Source organism: Mesorhizobium sp. WSM4976 (assembly GCF_029625685.1).
Taxonomy (GTDB): Bacteria; Pseudomonadota; Alphaproteobacteria; order Rhizobiales; family Rhizobiaceae; genus Mesorhizobium.
In genome coordinates this window covers 102,367-121,872 of the sequence record NZ_JARTVT010000025.1, presented here as the reverse complement: position 1 = coordinate 121,872, position 19,506 = coordinate 102,367, and the positions used below count along the sequence as shown (strand labels likewise).

Genomic DNA, 19,506 nt, shown 5'->3' with positions numbered 1-19,506 from the left:
TTCCTTCTTTGCATTCCCACTCTCCAGTTCCGTCAAACACCTTATCTCGGTGTCCACGAAACCGGCAGCAGGCCATTCTGCTTTCGTTTGGCTTCAACAGCGTAGGTCACTCCGTTTTGGAATGTAGCGAAGAATTCAGGCTTAGGGGAGTTGCCCGTCCCATCCTCAGCGCCATTGATCCGAGCGCCAGCCACGGCAAATGCCGAAGCCACAAGAGCTTCGTACACGGCCGGGGCGAAGCTCTCGGGATGCCTTAGTCTTGTCAGCAGGTTCTGCTGCGGCTTGTCATTGTGCTCGATCAGATATAGCGCATAGGCAAGACGAGTTAGGGCAGATACGTCTCCCCTCGGGGGGAGCAGCGCACCCCCTTCAGCTTCCTTCGCTGCTTCAAAGAGACCGTCCAGCCACCGAAAAAGCTGGTGATCTGGAGTCTTTTTGCACGCCTCGTCGCCCCACTCCGGCCCAAGCACAGTCTTAAGGTTGGTTAGCAAGAAGTCGGTCACAAACCGCCATCGAGGCGAATAGACCATCCTCTTTCCCACCACGACCACCCGATGACCGTCGTGCAGCGCCGTGATCATTGGTCTACCATGGCCCTGCTGACGCTTGCGGAGCATCTCCTCCGCTTCCTTGATCCGCGCTAGCTCCGCGAGTTGTTGTTCGGTGCCATCGCCCCTGGTCTCCAACGTGTTAAAGCGACCGTGACAATGCTTGTACCGTAGCCCGCTTTTGCACGGACAAGGTTCATTTCTCCGTGTGGGAAGGAATCGACTTTGCTTGTCCGAATTCATCCGGCGTTGTTATCACGGAAAGACAAATCGGTATTTGTCTGAAGCAACGGAGTCGGCTCTTCTCCCCAGGAGTAAAATGCAAGTCGATCCTTCCGGTTGCCAACGCCGACCTCGCGGAGCGCGCGCCACCCCATCAGACCCCATCTTCTGCTGCGTATTCACCTCCAGCGCCTCTTTAGCCTCGTCTTCCTCGCCCAGCACCTCGCCTTCACCGCCAGCACGCGGCCGATCCAGATCGGATCGATCAGGTGGTCGCGCTTGGGGTTGGTGGTGTTGGGGTGGATGAGGATGCTCAGGCCAGCATCAGCTAGGGCACCAGCGTGGCGAAGATCCCCGTGGCCAAGGACACCTGATACATGGCCGTGTTCGTGCGGGCCGACCGGTTCGTCGCGCCAGTTGCCGAGGCGCACGGGAAAACGCTCGCCGATGCCCTCGCGCAGCCGGGCTAAACGCCGGTTTCCTCTTCTCCATCCCGGCCGCCCTCGCCCGCGCTCTACCTCGCGGCCTTCCCCTTGTCCCCACCCCGCCCTTTCGGCGCCGGAGCGGTCGTCACGCCGATGGCCGAGATGCGCCAGCGGTTGTCGACGTTTTCGGTTGCTTCTGGGGATTGAGAAAGGGCGTGGAGAGCTGCGGGGCGACGACGGCAACCGCCGTCAGGTCGGCGCCGGACTGGCGCAGCGCCTGGAAACTGATCGCGAGGTCGGTGGCGGTGTTCTGGGCGCGAAAGCCTGGCGAGCCCATGTCCCAGCACGGTGAAGTTGCCTGTTTCCACCGCCTGCTGGAGAGCCATCATCATCCTGCGGGCGAGGTAGATCGCCTGCGCGGCGTTTGCTGGCCAGGCGGGCGCAGTGGGCGCGGCCGGCGCTGTCGCCTTCCGGTTGCCCCACCATCGCGTGGAACCAACCCGCTTCTGGCGCGTAGTCTCGCCATCCTTCTAAGCACACAGGCAAGATGCTCATGGCCGTCCGCAGGAAACGCAGGAAGCACTCCGGCAGCGATCTCTGGCTGGCGCCGGCGGTGATCGGCATGCGGGTGCCGCTGTTGGTGCTGGATGCCATGAGCCACGCGCCTAATGGACGCGAGGCGCTGCTGGCTGTGCAGGAAAAGGCGCTTGCGGGAACGCAAGGGCTGTTCGCGGCACAGGCAAAGACGATCGAGGCGGCGTTGCGCTTCTGGCCGGATGTTCTTTCCGGCAAAAGCCCGTCGCTTTGCGACGGAACGGTGGCGGTGGAAGCGACGGCAGCGGCCTTGTTGCCCGCGGCCAGGCAGGTGCGGCGCAATTTCGACCGGCTTTCGAAACGGCGCTGACCGCGCCGCCTGCCGCAGCCCGCAACCCTCACACCAAATTTTGTCGCGGCACGCGGATATTTTAGCAGGCTGGCGCGTTAGAGCGCCCATGGCGACCGGTCCCAACACAGCATCCTGGCCTTCGGGCAATGGCGAGGTCGCCGGATTGATCCGCGACTGTTCCTGGGATTCCAGCCCGCTTGGCCCGCCTCAGACGTGGACGCCCAGCCTTCGCACCACGGTCGACCTGATGCTCGCGGCCGAAGCGCAGATCGTGCTGTTCTGCGGGCCGGATTTCGTGGCGCTCTACAACGACGCCTATGCGCCGACCATCGGCGACAAGCATCCGCGCGCGCTCGGCCGGCCGGCGCGGGAGAACTGGGCGGAGCTGTGGGACGACCTCGAGCCGCTGCTCAGCGGCGTGCTCACCACCGGCGAGACGTTCTCGGCCAGGGACCGGCCCTTCTACATCGAGCGTTCGGGCGGGGTTGGCGAGACGGTGTATTTCGACGTCTCCTATTCGGCGGTACGGGCGCAGGACGGCTCGGTCGAGGCTGTGCTGTGCATCGTCTCGGAGACCACGGCGCGGGTGCTTGCGGCGGCCAGGCTACGCGAGAGCGAGCAGCGGTTCCGCGCGCTGGTCAAAGCCAGTTCCGATGTCATCTACCGCATGAGCCCGGACTGGCAGGAGATGCATGAGCTTGACGGCCGCGGCTTCCTGCCGGCGGTGGAAGGGCCGATGATCCGCTGGCGCGACGCCCATCTCTTTCCTGAGGATATCCCGAGCGTCCAGGCCGCGATCGACCGGGCGATCGAGGAGCGCTCGGTGTTCGAGCTGGAGCACCGGGTGCGGCGCGCCGACGGCGGCGTCGGTTGGACGCTGTCGCGGGCGATCCCGATCCTCGACGATGACGGGGCGATCCTGGAATGGTTCGGCATGGCCGCCGACGTCACGGCAAGGCGCGCGAGCGACCAGCATATCCAGCTTTTGATGCGCGAGGTGAACCACCGCGTGAAGAACCAGTATGCGGTGATCCTGTCGATGATCCGCGAGACCGCCAAGCGGGCGAACGACCCGCGCCTGTTCGAGCACCAGATCCGCGAGCGCATCATGGCGCTGTCGCGCTCGCACGACCTGCTGGTGGTGAACGACTGGCGCGGCGCCGGCATGTCCGACCTGGTGCGCGAGCACCTGAAGCCCTTCGCGCATGAGGAGCGCGTGGAGCTGTCGGGACCGGACCTGACGCTGCGCCTCAACGCGGTCCAGAACATCGGCATGGCGCTGCACGAGCTCGGCACCAATGCCACCAAATATGGCGCGCTTTCGGCCGATAGAGGCACGGTGCGGGTGAGCTGGCGGGTGCCTACGGACGCCGAGGAGCCCAGGGAGTTCGAGCTGGTCTGGGAAGAGCGCACGTCGCGGGCCGCGGAGCCGCCCGAGGACGAGCCGCATCTGGGCTTCGGCAGCGTCGTGCTGCAGCGCGTCGTGCCCACCAGCCTCTCCGGCAGCGCCTCGCTGGAGCGCCAGCCCGGCTTCGTGCGCTGGACGCTCTCGGCGCCGCTGGACAATGTGGTCGTGGACGAGGCCGGAAGGCTGGACGATCCGGTCGAGGACAGCACGCCGGCCTGACGGCGCGACAACCGGCATCGGTCGCGGCTACCCGACGCGGCTCGACAGCCATCCGGCATGGCTTATGCGATCGCGCCATATCGCGGCGCCGCTACTTTAGCTCACTTGAATATGCGGCGGACTCAGATTCGCCGGGCCGGCGTCGGGACGCTGCTCCCAACAGGCAACAGGCGCCGGCCACCTGAAGCGCCGCTTGCGCGGCCGATGCGCCGGCGCAGCCGCTCGTTCCACCCGGGCACCTGCCAGAGCGTTTCACCGTTTCAAGGAAACGGCGAACCGCTCTATCTCCTTGCTTTTACGCAATTCCTGGCGGAAGGCTACGGCGAAGGCGCCGAGCCTAACCGCCTTTCCTGAAATTGCTCTATTCGCGGCTGTCGGCGAGGTCGTTCGAGGTGAGCGGGTTCATGCGCTCCAGCGTTCCGTCCTTCATGACGAACTGGTGCCACATCGCGATCAGCGCATGAGCGCCGGCCAGCCACAGGATCAGCGTGCCGCCGGTTCCATGCAGGTCGGCGATCAGACCCGGCGCGCCCTGCACGGGCGCGGCGAGCGCTGGCAGGTCCACCCCCAGGAAGGAGACCTGGATGCCGAGGCGCGAGGCGGCATACCAGCCGCTGAGCGGCAGCGCGATGAGGAACAGATAGAGCACCGTGTGTCCGGCGCGCGCGGCAAGATCCATCCAGCGGCTCTGCGGGTCCTCGACGCGGGGCGCAGCGCCCAGCCAGCGCGCCAGCAGGCGCGGCACGACCAGCAGCAGCACGGCAAGGCCCAGGGTGAAATGCAGGTAGGGCGGGTCGGCGCGCGCATGGCGCCCGCCCTCGGCGGTGAACCAGGCGAGGACGACCAGCAGGGCCGTAAGCCAGTGGATCACGATTGTAATCTGTGTATAGCGCCGCATCGGCTTGCTCCATCTGTAAGGCTCGCGCGCACCCCGAGACCGGGAACGCCACGGTGTCATCGCGCAAACGCCGATATGTCCCGCGGGCGACCAGGCAGGCGCCCGCGGTTGCCCCCATCCGGGGCGCGTTCAGGCGATGTCGGCCGGCGCGGCTTTGCGCTTGCGTCCGGTGATCATCGCGCGAACAAGGTTTTCATTATGGCGAAGGCTTGCAAGAGCCACGCCGCCGATATGGACGAACACCAGCGCCAGTAGACCGTGCGCCGCCAGGCTGTGCGCGTCCTCCACCCAGGAGACGCCGAAATACGCGTCCGTCGTCTCCATCCACCCGGTCACCGCCACGAACACCATCATGGCCATCAGGACGATCACCATAGCGCCGCCCGCCGGGTTGTGGCCGACATAACGGGCCTCGCTGCCCCTGACTATGGCAACGAGATAGCGCAGCACCGTCGAGGGATGGCGCACGAATTGCGAGAAGCGCGCATAGGGCGTGCCCACGATGCCCCACACGAGCCGCATGGCGACAAGCGAGGCGGCGGCGTAGCCGGCCCAGTGGTGGATGTTCTCGGCGCTTTGCGGCGTGAACCAGGCGATTGCGAAGCTCAGCACCAGCGCCCAGTGGAAGCCGCGCACGACACGGTCCCAGACGCGCACCACGTCGCGAGACGGGTGCGCGTGGGCTTGTGCCGGCAGGGCTCGATCAGTTCTCGCCGGCTTCGGCATTGTCGAGCTTCTCGAGGGTCTCGGCATTGTAGGCGGCGTTGACCTTCTTGCCGCCCTTGTCGACCGCATAGACCTCGTAGCAGCCCTTCTCGGTCTTGATCTGGCGCACGGTGAGGCCCTCGCCCTTCAACTGCGCCTCGAGCGTCGCCTTGGGCTGGAACTTCGATTTCGCGGCGGTGCTGCAGGTGCCGGCCGCCAGGGCCGGTCCGGCGATCACGCCCGCGAGGGCGGCGATAACGAGAGTGCGATACATGGGATCTCCATCTGGTTGGGAGGTTGCGATGCGACTGAGGCTTCAGCCGACAGGCCGTGACGGCTTGCGCGCGTCACTGGCGAGGCATAGCGAATCCAACCTGACAACCGACTGACAGCCGTCCCGGAAAATGGCCGGCGCGGAGAACCGGGCGGCGGGCTCGATACCGCCAATTTTGCGGCTAAGCCGACGGAACGCGGAAGGGCTCCTACAGGTCAAGCGTCGGGTCGGTGTTCACCTCCAGCGCCGCTTCCGCCTCGTGATCCTCATCGGGCAGGACCTCGCCATGCACCGCCAGCGGGCGACCGATCCAGATCGGGTCAACGAGGTGGTCACGCCTGGCATTGGCCGTGTTGGGATGGATGAGGATGCTCAGGCCGCCATGGTTCAGCATCAGCCACGGAACCAGCGTGGCGAAAAGGCCGGTCGCGAAGGAGACCTGGTACATGGCCTGGTCATGCGGGCCGACCTTCTTGTCATGCCAGTTGCCCAGGCGCACCCGGAAACGTTCGCCGATGCGCTCGCGCAGCCATTCTGCCTGCCGGCGCTCGGCCGGGCCATCGAAATAGATATGGGCGTGATAGCTGGCGATCTCCGCCAGCGATCTGACGTCGTTCATCGCGATGCTCCCCTCCCCGATGTTCCATCCTGTCGTGCCTGGCGAGACTGTAGCCGAGGTGGGCGGGCTTTGTCTGCATGCGGATGCCGGGCCAAGTGCATTCCGCCACCGGCCCCGAGGACAATCGCGGACGCTGGCGCTGCCCGCTCCGTCCCGACGCAGGCCGCTCGCGACAATGTGTATGGCAGCTATTTCAGTCTTCGCTTATCAACAGCCAAGCATGCCATCCATGGTTCCCGGACAGCCCCGTCCTGGGAACAAGACGTCTTTGAGAATGAGGCAAGGGATGGAGGGGGAGCGGCGACGGAACGGGCTTTGAGACGCCTCAGGCGTGGCTGTTGGCGCCCGGAAACGGGCGGCAAGGCACGCTGAAGCGGGCGCGTTCCGGCATGTTCGAAGCGGGCAAATCAAGACGGACCACCGAGCGGGCCGGCCGAAACGGCGCGCTCAACACCAACACGCAAATCCGGGGCTCCTTCCCGGGCTCGCGTGATCGGCCTGCTTAGCTCTTTCCTCGGTCTTGAGTATGTTTTGGCGGTTTCCAGCGGGGTTTGGCATGTCGCATCTTCTGTTTGTGCTCGCGCTCGGCTTCGTCGCCTGGCAGTGGTTCGCCAAGGGGCGAAGCGGGGAAAAAAGCGCTCCACGGGAGGGTCGGCGCGCGGAAGGCGGCCGGCGCGCCGCGCCGCGGGCCGTGTCCTCCGACGACGGCGACGCCGAAGGCAACGAGATCGCCGATGTCGCCAAGGTGGTTTCGAGCTTCCTCGGCGAGAAAGGTTTTCTGGGCGAAAAAGGCCTGCTTGGCGAAGCCCTGCTCGGCGAGACAGGGCGGGAGATGCTCGGCAATGCCGTCAGCCGCGCCTTGCAGGAGTCCGGCGTCGCCACCGAGATCGAGCGCAGGACGGCCGAGGCGCTGAAGCCGCTCAGGCAGGCGGCGGCCAGGCAAACGGCAGGGCGGCAGGCGAAGCCGGCGCAGGCCCAGGGCAAGCAGCGGGCGAAATATCTGCTCGACGGCGACAATGGCTTCCGGCAGCGGACGGACCGCACCGCGCGGCTCGAACAATCCTTCAGGGGCAAGGGCCTCTGCTCGCCGCGCTAGCGCGGCTCCCATCTCGAATCACCTATCCGCTCCAACTCTCTGTTTTCACATCGTTAATCCATAAGGCACGCGCAAGGCGCGCCTCCAACCAAGCGAGGGAAAGAAAATGGCAATCACCAGGCAGGTCATCACGTCTCTGCAGCGCGACGGCACGGATGCGCTGGGCACCAGGACGGTGGCGATGAAGATCGTCGACGAGAGCATCGTCTCAGGCTCGCTGCTCACCGTCGAGAGCAACCATTTCTGCATCCTGAAGTCGCGCGGCGCGGTGCTGAACGTCTATGAGACCGGGCAATACGCGCTGCAGACGCCGGACAAGCCCCTGGTCGGGTCGGTGGTGCAAGGCTTCTTCGGCGGCTCGTCGCCCTGGGTCTATGAGGTCATCTACATCAACCGCTCGAAGCTTCTGGTGCGCAACGAGGGCGTGGCGACCAGCGCCGAGATGGCGGAGATGGCCTATGTCGTGGACTACTACATCCACATCGACAGCAAGGAAGAGGCGCTCGACCTCATCACCCACATGCCCTTCGCCGGCGCCGTGATCGACACCAAGGAGATCGCCGACTATGCCGGCCCGGCCATCGAGCAGGCTATCAACCAGATCATCCAGGTCACCAAGATGGAGAACATCAACGAGCGCATAGGCGACGTGCGCGAGGCGGTGAAGGCGCATCTCACCGATTTCCTGAAGGTCTACGGCATCATGCTCAACGACCTCAAGGTGCTGATCATGCCGCGCGACGAGCGCATGCGCGAATTGATCTCGCTGCAGGCGATCGGCTTAAGCCCCATCGAGGCGGTGCGCTATTACCTGGCGCTGCGCATGGCCGACAAAGGCCTAGTGTCGGCGCCAAACGCCGCCGCCGGCGTGCCGTTCCAGATCGGCGGCCAGCCCACCGGCTTCTATCCGCTAGGCGACGAAGTGGGCGCGACGCGATGAGCCGCTTCTACGAGGCCGGACCGCTGGCGCAGGTCGGGATCAACCTGTTCTACGGCTATGGCTACAATTTCTACCGGCTGGAAAACCAGCTCCGGGCCGACGACCAGCGGGTGCGCCAGATGGCGTGCTCGCTGCTCAGCCGCGCGCGGGCGGGGCTCGACGCGGCCGAGAGCCGCTACCGGCGCGAGAACATCGCGCCGCCGACAAGGGCCAATCCCTTCCCCGACCCGGCCGTCGTCGCCAACGCCCAGGCGCTGGAGCGGCTGGGACGCGAGGTGGGCGGGCTGGAAGGGCTGATCCGCCACCAGCCGGTGCCGGAGAACGATCGCATGGCGCAGCGCTACCGGTCGGAAGGGACGACGCTCGCCACGCTCGCCGAAAAGGACGCGGTGCTGGTAGGACAGGCGGAGCTCTTACGCTCTCTCGTCGAGGGCGCGGCTAGCGACGCGATCCTGGCCAACAAAAGCGAGATAGAGACCGGCATCACTGCCATCGCAACCACATTGCGCGACCGGCAGACCTTCCTGCTGTGAGGCCGGCGCGGCCCGGCCCGGCGCGCGGCGCTGGGACGGGCCGCGTGAAGTGCCATCCGCGATTGCGCGCGACCAGGGATGTCCCGTCGCCTTGTCATCACCGTCCCGCGCCGCCATTCGCCCCGCTCCCCCACAGCGCCCGCTGGAACAAGCCGCGCTTCTTCTTCCTCGATACCAGATCGACATCGCTCACCAGCCGCGCGCCGCCCTGGCGCCGCTCCAGCGTGATCTTTCGCGTATGAAAAGCCTCCAGCTCGGCGCGGTGGGCGACGCTGATGATGGTGACCCTGGGCAGTTCCTTGATCACGGTCTGCATCATCTTGTCCTGGCTCTTCTCGTCCAGAGCCGAGGTCGCCTCGTCAAGCACGACGATGTCCGGCGCATGCAGCAGAAGGCGCGCGAAGGCCAGGCGCTGCTTTTCGCCGCCGGACAGCGTCTGGTCCCATGGCGCCTCCTCCTCCAGCCGGTCTTTCAAATAGCCGAGGCCGACCTTGTCGAGGGCAGCAGCGATCTCGGCCTTCTTCCAGTTGTCGGCGGCGGCCGGATAGGCGGTGGCGCGGCGCAGCGTGCCGGACGGGATATAGGGGCGCTGCGGCAGCATGAAGAGCCGCTTGCCCGGGTGGAAATCGACGCTGCCGCTGCCCCACGGCCAGAGGCCGGCGATAGCGCGCACCAGCGTCGACTTGCCGGTGCCGGATTCGCCCGAGACCAGCACGCGCTCGCCGGGCTGGATTTCCACCTCGGTCTCCTTCACCACCGAGGTGCCGTCGTCGAGGGTCACGGAGAGATTCCTGAGGCTGAGCATGGCGCCGTCCTCGGTCTCGCCGCGCTGGATGCGGCCCAGCTTGTCGTTCTCTTCGGCCCGCTCCAGGCCGTCGAGCGACATCATCAGCGAGGCGATGCGGCGGGCCGAGGCGTTCCAGTCGGCGAGCCGGGGGTAGTTGTCGACCAACCAGCCGAACGCGCCCTGCACGAGGGCGAAAGCGGAAGCCGCCTGCATGACCTGTCCAAGGCTCATCGAGCCGTCGAGGAATTTCGGCGCGCATAAAAGCACCGGCACCACCGGCGCGAACAGGCTGGAGCCCTGGGAGACGAGCGTGGTGCGCATGTGCTGCCCGGTGAGGCGCGCCCAGCGGCCGAGCACGGCGGCGAAGGACCGGAAGATGCCGGCGTTCTCCTCCTCCTCGCCGCCCAGCAGCGCGATGCTCTCGCCGTTCTCGCGCACGCGCGTCAGCACGTAGCGGAACTCGGCTTCCGTCTGATTCTTCTGCTCGGAAAGCTCGACGAAATGGCGGCCGATGAAGAACATCGAGGTGGAGGTGATGGCGGCATAGATGACGGCGGTGACGACGAGGAAGCCGGGCACGGTGATGACCGAGCCGCCCAGCGAAAAACTCAGCGCGCCGCCTATGGTCCACAGCACCACGATGAAGGTCGAGGCCGACAGGAAGGCATTGAGGACACCGGCGACGAAGTCGACCGGCGATTCCGTGGCGATCCGCAGATCCTCGGTCAGGCGGGCCTCGGGATTGGCATGGTCGCCTTTGACGAGATTGAGCTGGTAGTAGCGGCCGCTGGCCAGCCAGCGCTGGATGACCGCCGTGGTCAGCCAGGAGCGCCAGCGCCGCTGCATGGTCATGCGGATGTAGACCTGGGCGACCACCAGGCTGATGCTGCCGGCGACCAGCGGCAGGAAGATGGCGCTCAGCCAGTAGACGGTGTGGGCGTCGCGCTGCTCGATGGCGTCGAAGATCGCGCGGTTCCAACGGTTGATGCCGTATTGAAAACCGACATTGACACAGATCAGCGTGAGCAGCCCGATCGTCAGTGGCCAGGCGAGCCTGTCGCCATGCAAACCCCAATAGCCACGGCCGCTGATCCAGAAGCGCCGCAGAAGATACTTCTTGCGCGCCCGCTCGGCCTCTTCGGGCGAAAGCGCGGGACCGGGCTCGGCGGCTTCGGGCGGCGGTGTCCCGGCATGGCCGATGGCCTCCGGCGCGGCATCGGCCGGCGCTTTCTGCTCGGACGCCTTGGGCTCGCCATCGCGCGGCCCGGATGGTTTCTCCTGCCGCGGCTTCGGCTCCCCGGCCCGCTTTTGCGGGGGCGATTGACGGACCGCACGCGGAGCGGCGGCGCCTGCGGGCGTCGGTTTGGCTTTGGCCTTGGGCATCGCCGCACAACGGCCCAAAAATCAAAAGGTTTCATGCCGGCCGCCCTAGCCAATCGCATAGGGCGCTCCCGCCCCGTGTGCCGCTACCCTGCCCTTTCGCGGCTGGTGCCCAGCCGGATCCCGAGAATGGCCTGTCAGGCGGCGTTGCCGCTGCGGGAACCGCGCAGCGGCTCGAAAAGCGCCCCGGTCGCGGAATCGCCGGCCGCGTCGAAGGCGAGCGCGTCCTGCATCGGCAGTGCTGGCGAGAACAGATAGCCCTGCGCGATCATGCAGCCCAGCGAGCGCAGGATCATGCGGTCGGCGTCGGTCTCGACGCCCTCGGCCATCACCTCTATCCCCAGCGTGCGGCCAAGGCCGATCACCGCCTCGACCACGGCCTGATCCTCGACGGATTTCGCGAGGTCGCGCACGAAATCCTTGTCGATCTTGATCTTGCGGATGCGGCTGTCCTTCAGCGACACCAGGGTCGAGAAGCCGGTGCCAAAATCGTCGAGAACGATCGATATGCCCGCATCCGCCAGCCGACCGACCTTTTGGTCGACCCTGCCGCGGTCGACCGGCGCCTCCTCGGTGATCTCGATCTCGAGCATGGCGGCGGGTACGTCCTTGGTCCCCAGCCCTTGGAGGATGATGTCGTCGACATTGCCGGCCTCGAGCTCGCGCGGCGACAGGTTCATCGCGACCCGGACATCGCGCCGCCCGTCCTTCACCAACTCGCCGATCATGGCGCAGCAATTGAGGAACACCGTTTCGGTCAGCAGCGAAAGCAGACCGGTCTCGCGCGCGGCGGTGACGATCTCGGGCGGCGAGATGGCGCCATGGACGTCGTGTTGCCAGCGCAGCAGCGCCTCGAAGCCGACGACCGCGCTGGTGTCGAGCCTCACCAGCGGCTGGAACCAGCAGCACAGCGCGCCCGTCTCTATGGCCCCGCGCAGGTCGCGCTCGATGCGGTTCCTGCGCTCCAGCGCGCCGTCGAGATCCGCGTCGAACAGGCAGTATTCGTTCCTGCCGCCGCGTTTGGCCGCATAGAGCGCGAAATCCGCCTTGAGCAGCATCTCGGTCACTCGCGGCTTGTCCGACTGATAGATGCCGATCGAGGCGCCGACGCGGACCGAATTCAGCTCCGGGTCCGGATTCGCGATCGCCGCAATGATGCTTGACGCAAGCTCGCCGACAGCCTGCCGCGACCTGCAGGCGGAGAAGAGCAGCACGAACTCGTCGCCGCCGATGCGCGCGATCGTCGCCCCTTGCGGGGCGTGGTCCTCGATCCTGCGCGCCACCTTGACCAGCAGGCCGTCGCCGATGTTGTGGCCATAGGTGTCGTTGACGGATTTGAAGCCGTCGAGGTCGATAAGCATGGCCGCGAACGGGCCGTCGGAAGGGCCGAGTCCGGCGATTGCCTGCTCCAGCCCGTGGCGGTTGAGCAGGCCCGTCAGCGGGTCGCGCCTGGAGTTGCGTTCCATCTCGGCGGCGAACTCGCGCGCTTCGTATTTGAGGCGGCTCGTCTCGCCGAAACGGGATTGCCCCAGCAGCGCGCTTCTGATCATACCGCCGAGGAAAAGCAGGATGGTGAAGCCCAGCACGGAGTTCTCGACCCCGCCTTGCGCCAGCACGCAGGCGGCCGCGGTGAGAAGCGGCAGCGTGATGAAGTTGATCGAAGCCGGCGCGTAGCAGGCGCCGTATGTGACCGAACCGGCCGAAATGCCGGCAAGCACGATGAGATAGAGCGGCGCCTGGGCGGTGGTGTATCCGTCGCTCAGCAGCGCCAGGAACGACCAGGCGACACCCGACGCCAGCGCAAGCAGGCCATAGAGGGAAAGCCGGGCGCCGACCGCCTCCGGCCGCTCGTCGGGCGCGCCCGACCGGGGAACCGCGAGCACCAGGCGTGCGCCATTGACCAGGGCGATCACGGCAAACCACGCCACCGCGGCAAGGCCGCCGCCGGACAGGAGCTGCACCGCCAGGATCAGGGCGGAGAGCACCGTGCCGACGGGCATCGAAACGAAGACGCCCTTGCTCAGATCGGCGAGCTGATCGCGCAGGATGCCGGCGGCCACGGCTTCGCTCCTACCCTCAGAAGAGGGACCCGCCACCAGCCGCTCGTCATGCCTTTTCATGTCCCTAGTGAGTAGGCGAGCGGAATGAAAATCGTGTTAAGGATTTCAGCGGTTTACGGTGCATTTCCTGATTAAGCGCGGAGTTGCTCTCAGGGCGGAGCGTCAGTGTGAACACGCTCGTCGGGCTGCTAACCGATCTCGACGAGGCTTACGCCGAATATCAGCACCTGCCGCGGACCAAGCCTGACGTATGACATGGTCTAGCCTGCCGGAGGATCGGGCTGGGTCTCGATATAGCGGGCCACGAACGGGAATTCCCGGTGGGCCACAGGAATTGATGGCCATGGCCCGGCGCGGGAAAGACCCTATTGTGTTTGGGTGACAAGCAAGGCAGACGGAGCCCGCTATGGCGCTTACCAATCGAGACATCGTCGAGCTGACCGAATGGCGGCGCAAGCTGCACCGGCAGCCGGAGATATCCAACGAGGAAGAGAAGACGGCGAAGGAAGTGGTCGCCTTCCTCGCGGATACCGGGCCGGACAAGGTGCTGACGGGGCTCGGCGGCCATGGCGTGGCGGCGGTCTATGACAGCGGCAAGGCCGGACCGACGGTGCTGTTCCGCTCGGAGCTCGACGCGCTGCCGATCGAGGAGCTTTCGGGCGCCGAGCATTCTTCGCAAGTGCCGGGCAAGTCGCATATGTGCGGGCATGACGGGCACACCGCGATCCTGGCCGCGCTCGGCCGCCAGTTCGGGCGCGACCGGCCGGCGCGCGGGCGCGTCGTGCTGATGTTCCAGCCAGCCGAGGAGACCGGCAACGGCGCGGCCAGCGTCGTCGCCGATCCGCGCTTTGGTGAAATCCAACCGGACTTCGCGTTTTCGCTCCACAATCTGCCAGGCGTGCCGTTCGGCGAGGTGCGGCTCAAGGCCGGCACCGTCAACTGCGCCTCGCGCGGCATGCGCATCGTGCTTGAAGGCAAGACCGCGCATTCCTCGATGCCGGAAACCGGCACCTCGCCGATGCCGGCGGTGAGCCAGTTGATGCCGGCGCTGCCCGCGCTCGGGCGCGGCACCTTCGCCGACGACGATTTCAGCATGGTGACCGTCACCCATTGTTCGATGGGCGAAGCCGTGTTCGGCATCGCGCCGGGCTATGCGGAAGTGTGGGCGACGCTGCGCACAAGGCGTGACGAGCGCATGGCCGAACTCGTCGCCTCGGCCGAAGCGCTCGCGGCAGAAATCGCCGGCAGGCATGGGCTCTCGGTGCGCTTCGACTATCACGAGATCTTCGTCGCCAGCGTCAATGCGCCGGATGCGGTCGCGCATCTTGCCCGCGCGCTCGACGAGGAAGGCGTTGCGCGCAGCGAGGCGGCGCTGCCGATGCGCGCCTCCGAGGATTTCGGCATTTTCGGCCACAGCGCCAAATCGGCGATGTTCTTCCTCGGCGCCGGCGAAAGGCACCCATCGCTGCACAATCCCGACTATGATTTTCCCGACGACCTGATCCCGATCGGCTCGCGAATTTTCATGCGCGCGGCGCGCAATCTGCTCGGCTGATCGAACGCCGACGATGGTCGATCCGGTCGACGCCGATTTCTTCGCCCGCGACGCGCTTGTGGTGGCCCGCGCGCTGATCGGCGCCACGCTTACGCTTTCGGGTGTCGGCGGCATCATCGTGGAGACCGAGGCCTACCGGCCAGACGATCCCGCCTCGCACGCCTATCGCGGGCGCACGCCGCGCAACGCGCCGATGTATGGCGCGCCCGGCACGGCCTATGTGTACCGTTCCTACGGCCTGCACTGGTGCCTGAACGCGGTGTGCCTGCCGGGCAGCGCCGTGCTGATCCGCGCGATCCAGCCGCAATCCGGCATCGCCGAGATGCACAGCCGGCGCGGCGTAGCTGACGAGCGGCTGCTCTGCTCCGGTCCCGGCAAGCTCTGCCAGGCGCTCGGCATCGACGGCTCGCACAATCGGCTGCCGCTCTCCGCGCCGCCTTTCGAGTTCGCGCCATCGCGAACCGATCCGGCCGCCATCGTCAGCGGCCGCCGGATCGGCCTGACCAAGGCGGTGGAATTCGAGTGGCGGTTCGGGCTTGGCGGGTCGGCCTATCTCAGCCGCAGGTTCTGATCCTGTTTGTCCCTGTTTGTCCTCTTCCGCCTCGGTGGATCAATCGCAGTCGGCCCGCGTTGAGGTCAGTGATCGAGGAGCAGATAATGGCGACCGACAAATACGAACGCATCCAGCGCCGCGCTTACGAGATCTGGAAGCACAGCGGCGAAGGCCACGGCCAGCACGAGGAGCACTGGCGTCAAGCGCGCGAGGAGATCGAACGCGAGGACAAAGGCTTGGGGGAACAGCCGGGCGCCGCGATGCCCGGAGCGGTGACGATCCCGGTCGGCCAACCGCATCCCTTGGCAGCCGAGGCGCTGGCGCGCAAAGCAACGAGCAACCGGCCTGAGGGGCCCGCGGACGATCCGGCACGGACGAAACGCAGCCGCCGCAAAGGCTGAGCCGTCATCGTCATCGATGTCGGTCGCGCGCTGGAGGAAGCTGCGCCACCGCCGGGAATGCTGGGCACGTCGATCGTCGAGCGTCGCGACCGGTGAGCCGCCGCGACGCTCTGCTCAGTTGGGCTGCGAAGGCATCATCCACTCCTCGGCGGCCCGCGCCGCGGCAAGCTCGAATGCGTCGGGCGCCAGAATGCCGCGCGCAGCGGCGAAGGCCTCGAAAGCGACGCGAACGGCGTCGGCCTCGCATTCGCCGCCGAGAGCGGCCTGACATAAGGCCAATGTCGCGGCGTGGCTGGGACTGCGGCTGCCCGTCCATTCGTCGAGAAACTGGTAAGCCTCGATGACCGAGTCGATCTCGTGGGGAAAGCCGAGACCGACGAAAACAGCGACGGGCCTGGAAAAGCGCATGGCGGGCATGGACTGACTCCTGTGGTGGGGTGCTTGCACAACGCGCGCCGCCAAGCAGGGTTGCAGCCCGCAAACGATTATCCGGCTTTGGACCGCGAAGCCCCTGCCCCCGCCCTTCCGCTCAGACCTCCATGCTGTCGAAAATGAAGATCTGAACGCCCGACTCATCCGGCGCGTAGAGCCGGCGGTCCGCGCCGGCCGCTTTTCCCTCGGGGCTGGCGAAGCCCTTCTTCATCCCCTCGATATCGTCGAAATGCAGTGTCCCGACCAGGTAAACATCCTGCGGTCCGGCCAGCACGGTGATCGGCCCCCGGCTTACTTCGTATTTCCTCAGGCCCGGGATCTTCTTGGCCAGCGGTATATGCGTTTCGAAATAGTGCCTGTCGAACGCTTCCGCGTCGGCCGGCTGCTTGTAGATGACGACCATTCCAGCCATTGCGGCTCTCCTTTTCGTTGCGGACGACCAAGGACGAAGCGGCGGGTGGAAACGGAACGAGGTGTTGAAAAAATTTCTGGAACGCCTCGACGGCAGGCGACAGCAGTTGTCCGGCTCTCCTTTTTGCCGCCATCTCGCTTGTGGGAAGAAGCATTCTGTGGTCTTTCCCGCCTAAATTAGCGAGGACTCAAGGATGAGAAATGCGGTGATCGCCGCGCTCTGCGCGGGTGTGGCTGGATGCGTGTCATCTCCGGCCGACTACGGCGCCTCGCTATCGCAGCAGGATCCGAAATGGGCATCGCCGGGATGCCAGCAGGCGCGCGCCGCTGCCGCCGACTATGCGCAGCGCGAGAAGGACCATCCCGGCTGGGGATTCGGCGTGCTGCTTGGGCCCTACAGCATGGGGATGGTTGCGGCGGTGAAGGAGCATGAAAAGCAGCAGCGGCGGCTGCTCGCCCGTCAAACGCACCTGCAATGCTCAAGTCTGCCGCTACCGAAGGAATTGGATTTTGATCCGGCAATCTATGCGCCGAAGAAGGAGCATTATCCGTAAGCGGACCGCCGCGTTGCGGTTCAGGCCGCCAACTTGCTCCACGCTGTCAACAGTGGACCGTCGCTCCCATAGACCGGATCCTTGTCGGGTCGTCGGACCTCCGGGATCGTGCGCAGCGCCTCGGCATGCTGCTTTGGGCTGCGGCACAGATCATATGTGCCGAACGGCGGATAGGCGCCGACTACCAGGAGATCGGCCGAGCCGGACAGGCGCTGGTGGCCAGTGCCGGCCGGCAGGACCGCCACGTCGCCCGCCTTGACCTCGAGCACCTTGCCCTTGTCGCCGCCGAAGCGGACCTCGGCGGCGCCGCGCGCGATGCCCAGTACCTCGTGGATGCGCGAATGATAATGGACGAAGTTGTAGATGCCGTTGCGCCAGCTGTCACCCCAGCCATTGGCGGCGAAAATATCGTCGAAGATGGCCCCCGGATCGATATCGTCCGGCAGTGGCACCGCGCCCGGATAGACAAGCATCGGCCAGCGCGGGTGATTGGGCACCAGCCCGTCATCGGCGAAGCGAAAGGAAAGAGGCTCCTGCTTTTTGACCTGTTGCGCCATGCTCACCTTCCTGCAACCTCTCGACCATCGGGTCTAACGGTTTTCCGCGCGTTCTGCTCCAATCACCCGGGGAGATCACAATGACCGCATTTCGCGTTTCGACAACCGGCTTGCTCGCGTTCGCGCTTTTGTCCGCCCTTGCGTTCGTCGCCGCAGGTAGCGCCAAGGCGGCCAAAGCCGCGCCTGCAGAAGATCTCTACAAGCTTTGCCGTCAGGTGCGTAGCGCCCCTGCGGCATGATCTCTTTTCTCGCAGCTCAGGCTTGATGTCCGGCACCGATCAGGCCGGAGCATGTGCAGCACAGCCACCGCGGTCAGCGCGGAAGCAGCCGGGAGACCTTGAGGCGCGGCGCGAAGAAGCAGCGCAGATAGGGCTGGTTGGTGATGACGTATCTGTTCTCGCAGATATGGTATCGGCCGTCCGGGGATTCCTGCACGCGCTCTCGCGGGATGTTGAAACCATCGGGCAGATAGACGTAGCCGCCGTCGGCCCTGGACTGCACCGCGGACTCCGGTATGGGGCGGCAATCCGTGCCGCCGCAACATTTGAAGTTCGTTACCGGATCGACCCTGTTTTGGTACCAGTCGTGGGCGTTGGCGCCTGTCGCGGCGGCAAGGCAAATGGCGGTGACGATGACCCTTCGCATGGCATTCCTCGGCGAGGTGGAGGCGCTGCTCATTCGAGCGTCATGTATATGAGCGTTGCGCCGGAAACGCTACGTTCAGCGAGGGTCTGGCGGCGAAGCCGGCACTGATGGACGTCGATGGCGGAGCCGGATCCTCGGACAGAGGCCCGGCCTTTCCGATCAGACCAGCCGCTGCCCGCCGTCGATATGGACGGTCTCGCCGGTCATGAACTCGTTCCGCATCAGATAGAGATAGGCCGGCGCGATGTCGGCGGGCTTGGCGATCCTGCCGGCCGGGATGCGACCGCCCATCTGCTCGAAATAGCCTGTCTTGGCCTCGCCGACGATCTCGTCCCACATTTCGGTGTCGACCCAGCCGGGCGAGACGATGTTGACGCGGGTTGGCGCGAGCTCCAGCGCCAGCGCGCGGGCGAAATAGCTGAAGGAACCGGCGACCGCCGCGACCACCGCGCCGCCCGGAACCGGCGGGCGGTCCTTGTTGATGCCGGAGGTGAAGATCATCGAGCCGCCCTTGTTCAATTTGCGCACAGCATGCTTGGCAAGCATCACCGATCCGATCAGCTTGCCGTCGACGAAGCCGCGCACGAAATCCATGTCGGTCTCGCCGATCGGATAATTGGGCGGCGGCGTGCCGGCCGTCGCCACCAGATGATCGAAGGCGCCGGCTTGCTCGAACATGCGGGACACGTCCGCCTCTTTCGCCATGTCGGCGGCAATGCCTGTCACGTGTCCTGCCCCGAGCCGCTCTTCGGCGGCCTTCAGCTTGTCCTCGGAGCGGCCGACGATCACGACTTCCGCGCCGTGTTCCAGGGCGGCCGCAGCGACGCCGAAGCCGATGCCGGAGCTGCCGCCGACGACGATGATCTTCTTTCCTGTGAGAGTGGTCATGGGTTTTCTCCGTTTTACAGTAATGGGTTGGAATCAGGCGCGGCCGGCGTGGGCGGCGGCGATGTCCGCGAGGATGATCTTCTTCATCGAATACATCGCCTGGCGCGCCCGGTCGGCCTTTTCGCGGTCCGGATCGTTCATCAGCCGTAAGGCTTCGCCCGGGATGACCTGCCAGTAGACGCCGAACTTGTCCTTCAGCCAGCCGCACGGCTGTTCGGAGCCGCCGCCGGCGGTCAGCGCGTTCCAGAAATAGTCGGTCTCTTCCTGGTCCCCGGTCTCGATGTAGAGCGAGATGCGCTCGTTGAAAGGCGGCACGCCGCCGGCGTTGAGCGCCGTGAAACGTTGCCCTTCGAGCTCGAAGTCGAAGATCGCGTGCGGCTTGTCGGTGAACTCGATCGCTCCGAGCGCGCGGCTGTTCTTGAAGACCGAGAGATAGAAATCCCGCGCGGCTTCGGCATCGAGGTTGAACCAGAGGAAGGGATGAACGGTGGCCATTGCGTCCTCGCACGT

Annotated in this window: 24 protein-coding genes; 10 read left to right on the top strand and 14 right to left on the bottom strand. The window is 65.8% G+C overall.

What is annotated here, in order from left to right; genetic code table 11:
* Nucleotides 1-41 precede the first annotated feature (41 nt).
* Nucleotides 42-617 carry a hypothetical protein gene (locus tag P9272_RS27210; protein ID WP_278162964.1) on the bottom strand — a complete coding sequence of 192 codons (576 nt, stop codon included), beginning with the start codon at nucleotides 615-617 and terminating at the stop codon, nucleotides 42-44.
* Between the two features lie 723 nt (nucleotides 618-1,340).
* Nucleotides 1,341-1,532, bottom strand: a complete 192-nt coding sequence (locus tag P9272_RS27205) for a hypothetical protein (RefSeq protein ID WP_278162963.1) — start codon at nucleotides 1,530-1,532, stop codon at nucleotides 1,341-1,343.
* A gap of 216 nt (nucleotides 1,533-1,748) precedes the next feature.
* Here P9272_RS27205 and P9272_RS27200 point away from each other — a divergent pair, with 216 nt between their 5' ends.
* Entirely contained in the window at nucleotides 1,749-2,099 is a 351-nt protein-coding gene (locus P9272_RS27200) for a hypothetical protein (RefSeq protein ID WP_278162962.1), read from the top strand.
* 88 nt (nucleotides 2,100-2,187) lie between these two features.
* Nucleotides 2,188-3,708 (top strand): HWE histidine kinase domain-containing protein, encoded by a 1,521-nt coding sequence (locus P9272_RS27195; RefSeq protein ID WP_278162961.1) that lies wholly within the window; start codon nucleotides 2,188-2,190, stop codon nucleotides 3,706-3,708.
* Between the two features lie 361 nt (nucleotides 3,709-4,069).
* On the opposite strand, the gene P9272_RS27190 is transcribed toward P9272_RS27195, so the two are convergent.
* The 4 genes from P9272_RS27190 to P9272_RS27175 all read right to left on the bottom strand — a co-directional run bounded on the left by P9272_RS27190 (nucleotide 4,070) and on the right by P9272_RS27175 (nucleotide 6,204).
* Nucleotides 4,070-4,606 carry a cytochrome b/b6 domain-containing protein gene (locus P9272_RS27190; protein ID WP_278162960.1) on the bottom strand — a complete coding sequence of 179 codons (537 nt, stop codon included), beginning with the start codon at nucleotides 4,604-4,606 and terminating at the stop codon, nucleotides 4,070-4,072.
* A 129-nt stretch (nucleotides 4,607-4,735) separates the two neighbouring features.
* A complete protein-coding gene (locus P9272_RS27185; RefSeq protein WP_278162959.1) occupies nucleotides 4,736-5,332 on the bottom strand; it encodes a cytochrome b/b6 domain-containing protein in 597 nt (198 codons plus the stop codon).
* Nucleotides 5,310-5,585 carry a PepSY domain-containing protein gene (locus P9272_RS27180; RefSeq protein ID WP_128261333.1) on the bottom strand — a complete coding sequence of 92 codons (276 nt, stop codon included), beginning with the start codon at nucleotides 5,583-5,585 and terminating at the stop codon, nucleotides 5,310-5,312. The genes P9272_RS27185 and P9272_RS27180 overlap by 23 nt, the downstream gene beginning before the upstream one ends.
* Before the next feature lie 208 nt (nucleotides 5,586-5,793).
* A complete protein-coding gene (locus P9272_RS27175; protein WP_278162957.1) occupies nucleotides 5,794-6,204 on the bottom strand; it encodes a DOPA 4,5-dioxygenase family protein in 411 nt (136 codons plus the stop codon).
* Between the two features lie 556 nt (nucleotides 6,205-6,760).
* Here P9272_RS27175 and P9272_RS27170 point away from each other — a divergent pair.
* From P9272_RS27170 to P9272_RS27160, 3 genes are all read left to right on the top strand, one after another.
* Nucleotides 6,761-7,300, top strand: a complete 540-nt coding sequence (locus tag P9272_RS27170) for a hypothetical protein (RefSeq protein ID WP_278162956.1) — start codon at nucleotides 6,761-6,763, stop codon at nucleotides 7,298-7,300.
* A gap of 106 nt (nucleotides 7,301-7,406) precedes the next feature.
* Nucleotides 7,407-8,240, top strand: coding sequence for an SPFH domain-containing protein (locus P9272_RS27165; protein WP_128261336.1), 834 nt, complete (start codon nucleotides 7,407-7,409; stop codon nucleotides 8,238-8,240).
* The gene (locus tag P9272_RS27160) at nucleotides 8,237-8,773 is read left to right on the top strand and encodes a hypothetical protein (protein ID WP_278162955.1); all 537 of its coding nucleotides are present in this window, start codon (nucleotides 8,237-8,239) and stop codon (nucleotides 8,771-8,773) included. Before P9272_RS27165 ends, P9272_RS27160 begins: the two co-directional genes overlap by 4 nt.
* A gap of 97 nt (nucleotides 8,774-8,870) precedes the next feature.
* Here the strand turns inward: P9272_RS27160 and P9272_RS27155 are convergent, their stop codons facing one another.
* A complete protein-coding gene (locus tag P9272_RS27155; protein ID WP_278162954.1) occupies nucleotides 8,871-10,943 on the bottom strand; it encodes an ATP-binding cassette domain-containing protein in 2,073 nt (690 codons plus the stop codon).
* Between the two features lie 134 nt (nucleotides 10,944-11,077).
* Complete coding sequence (locus P9272_RS27150) at nucleotides 11,078-13,000, bottom strand: EAL domain-containing protein (protein WP_278162953.1); 1,923 nt, start codon at nucleotides 12,998-13,000, stop codon at nucleotides 11,078-11,080.
* Between the two features lie 406 nt (nucleotides 13,001-13,406).
* Here P9272_RS27150 and P9272_RS27145 point away from each other — a divergent pair, with 406 nt between their 5' ends.
* From P9272_RS27145 to P9272_RS27135, 3 genes are all read left to right on the top strand, one after another.
* Complete coding sequence (locus P9272_RS27145) at nucleotides 13,407-14,555, top strand: amidohydrolase (protein ID WP_278162952.1); 1,149 nt, start codon at nucleotides 13,407-13,409, stop codon at nucleotides 14,553-14,555.
* A 13-nt stretch (nucleotides 14,556-14,568) separates the two neighbouring features.
* Nucleotides 14,569-15,126, top strand: coding sequence for a DNA-3-methyladenine glycosylase (locus P9272_RS27140; protein WP_278162951.1), 558 nt, complete (start codon nucleotides 14,569-14,571; stop codon nucleotides 15,124-15,126).
* Nucleotides 15,127-15,212: 86 nt separating this feature from the next.
* Nucleotides 15,213-15,509 (top strand): DUF2934 domain-containing protein, encoded by a 297-nt coding sequence (locus P9272_RS27135; protein ID WP_278162950.1) that lies wholly within the window; start codon nucleotides 15,213-15,215, stop codon nucleotides 15,507-15,509.
* A gap of 114 nt (nucleotides 15,510-15,623) precedes the next feature.
* Here the strand turns inward: P9272_RS27135 and P9272_RS27130 are convergent, their stop codons facing one another.
* Nucleotides 15,624-15,926 (bottom strand): DUF982 domain-containing protein, encoded by a 303-nt coding sequence (locus tag P9272_RS27130; RefSeq protein ID WP_128260822.1) that lies wholly within the window; start codon nucleotides 15,924-15,926, stop codon nucleotides 15,624-15,626.
* A gap of 112 nt (nucleotides 15,927-16,038) precedes the next feature.
* On the bottom strand, nucleotides 16,039-16,353 hold the full coding sequence (locus tag P9272_RS27125) for an EthD family reductase (RefSeq protein WP_278162949.1): 315 nt from the start codon (nucleotides 16,351-16,353) through the stop codon (nucleotides 16,039-16,041).
* Between the two features lie 193 nt (nucleotides 16,354-16,546).
* On the opposite strand from P9272_RS27125, the gene P9272_RS27120 reads away from it, so the two are divergent.
* Complete coding sequence (locus P9272_RS27120) at nucleotides 16,547-16,906, top strand: hypothetical protein (protein WP_278162947.1); 360 nt, start codon at nucleotides 16,547-16,549, stop codon at nucleotides 16,904-16,906.
* A gap of 20 nt (nucleotides 16,907-16,926) precedes the next feature.
* On the opposite strand, the gene P9272_RS27115 is transcribed toward P9272_RS27120, so the two are convergent.
* Entirely contained in the window at nucleotides 16,927-17,463 is a 537-nt protein-coding gene (locus P9272_RS27115) for a cupin (protein ID WP_278162946.1), read from the bottom strand.
* A gap of 80 nt (nucleotides 17,464-17,543) precedes the next feature.
* Here P9272_RS27115 and P9272_RS27110 point away from each other — a divergent pair, with 80 nt between their 5' ends.
* Nucleotides 17,544-17,702 (top strand): hypothetical protein, encoded by a 159-nt coding sequence (locus P9272_RS27110; protein ID WP_278162945.1) that lies wholly within the window; start codon nucleotides 17,544-17,546, stop codon nucleotides 17,700-17,702.
* Between the two features lie 73 nt (nucleotides 17,703-17,775).
* On the opposite strand, the gene P9272_RS27105 is transcribed toward P9272_RS27110, so the two are convergent.
* The 3 genes from P9272_RS27105 to P9272_RS27095 form a co-directional block, all read right to left on the bottom strand.
* A complete protein-coding gene (locus P9272_RS27105; RefSeq protein ID WP_278162943.1) occupies nucleotides 17,776-18,141 on the bottom strand; it encodes a hypothetical protein in 366 nt (121 codons plus the stop codon).
* A gap of 126 nt (nucleotides 18,142-18,267) precedes the next feature.
* Nucleotides 18,268-18,996, bottom strand: a complete 729-nt coding sequence (locus P9272_RS27100; protein ID WP_128260817.1) for an SDR family oxidoreductase — start codon at nucleotides 18,994-18,996, stop codon at nucleotides 18,268-18,270.
* A 33-nt stretch (nucleotides 18,997-19,029) separates the two neighbouring features.
* The gene (locus P9272_RS27095) at nucleotides 19,030-19,491 is read right to left on the bottom strand and encodes a VOC family protein (RefSeq protein ID WP_128260816.1); all 462 of its coding nucleotides are present in this window, start codon (nucleotides 19,489-19,491) and stop codon (nucleotides 19,030-19,032) included.
* Between the last annotated feature and the right edge of the window lie 15 nt (nucleotides 19,492-19,506).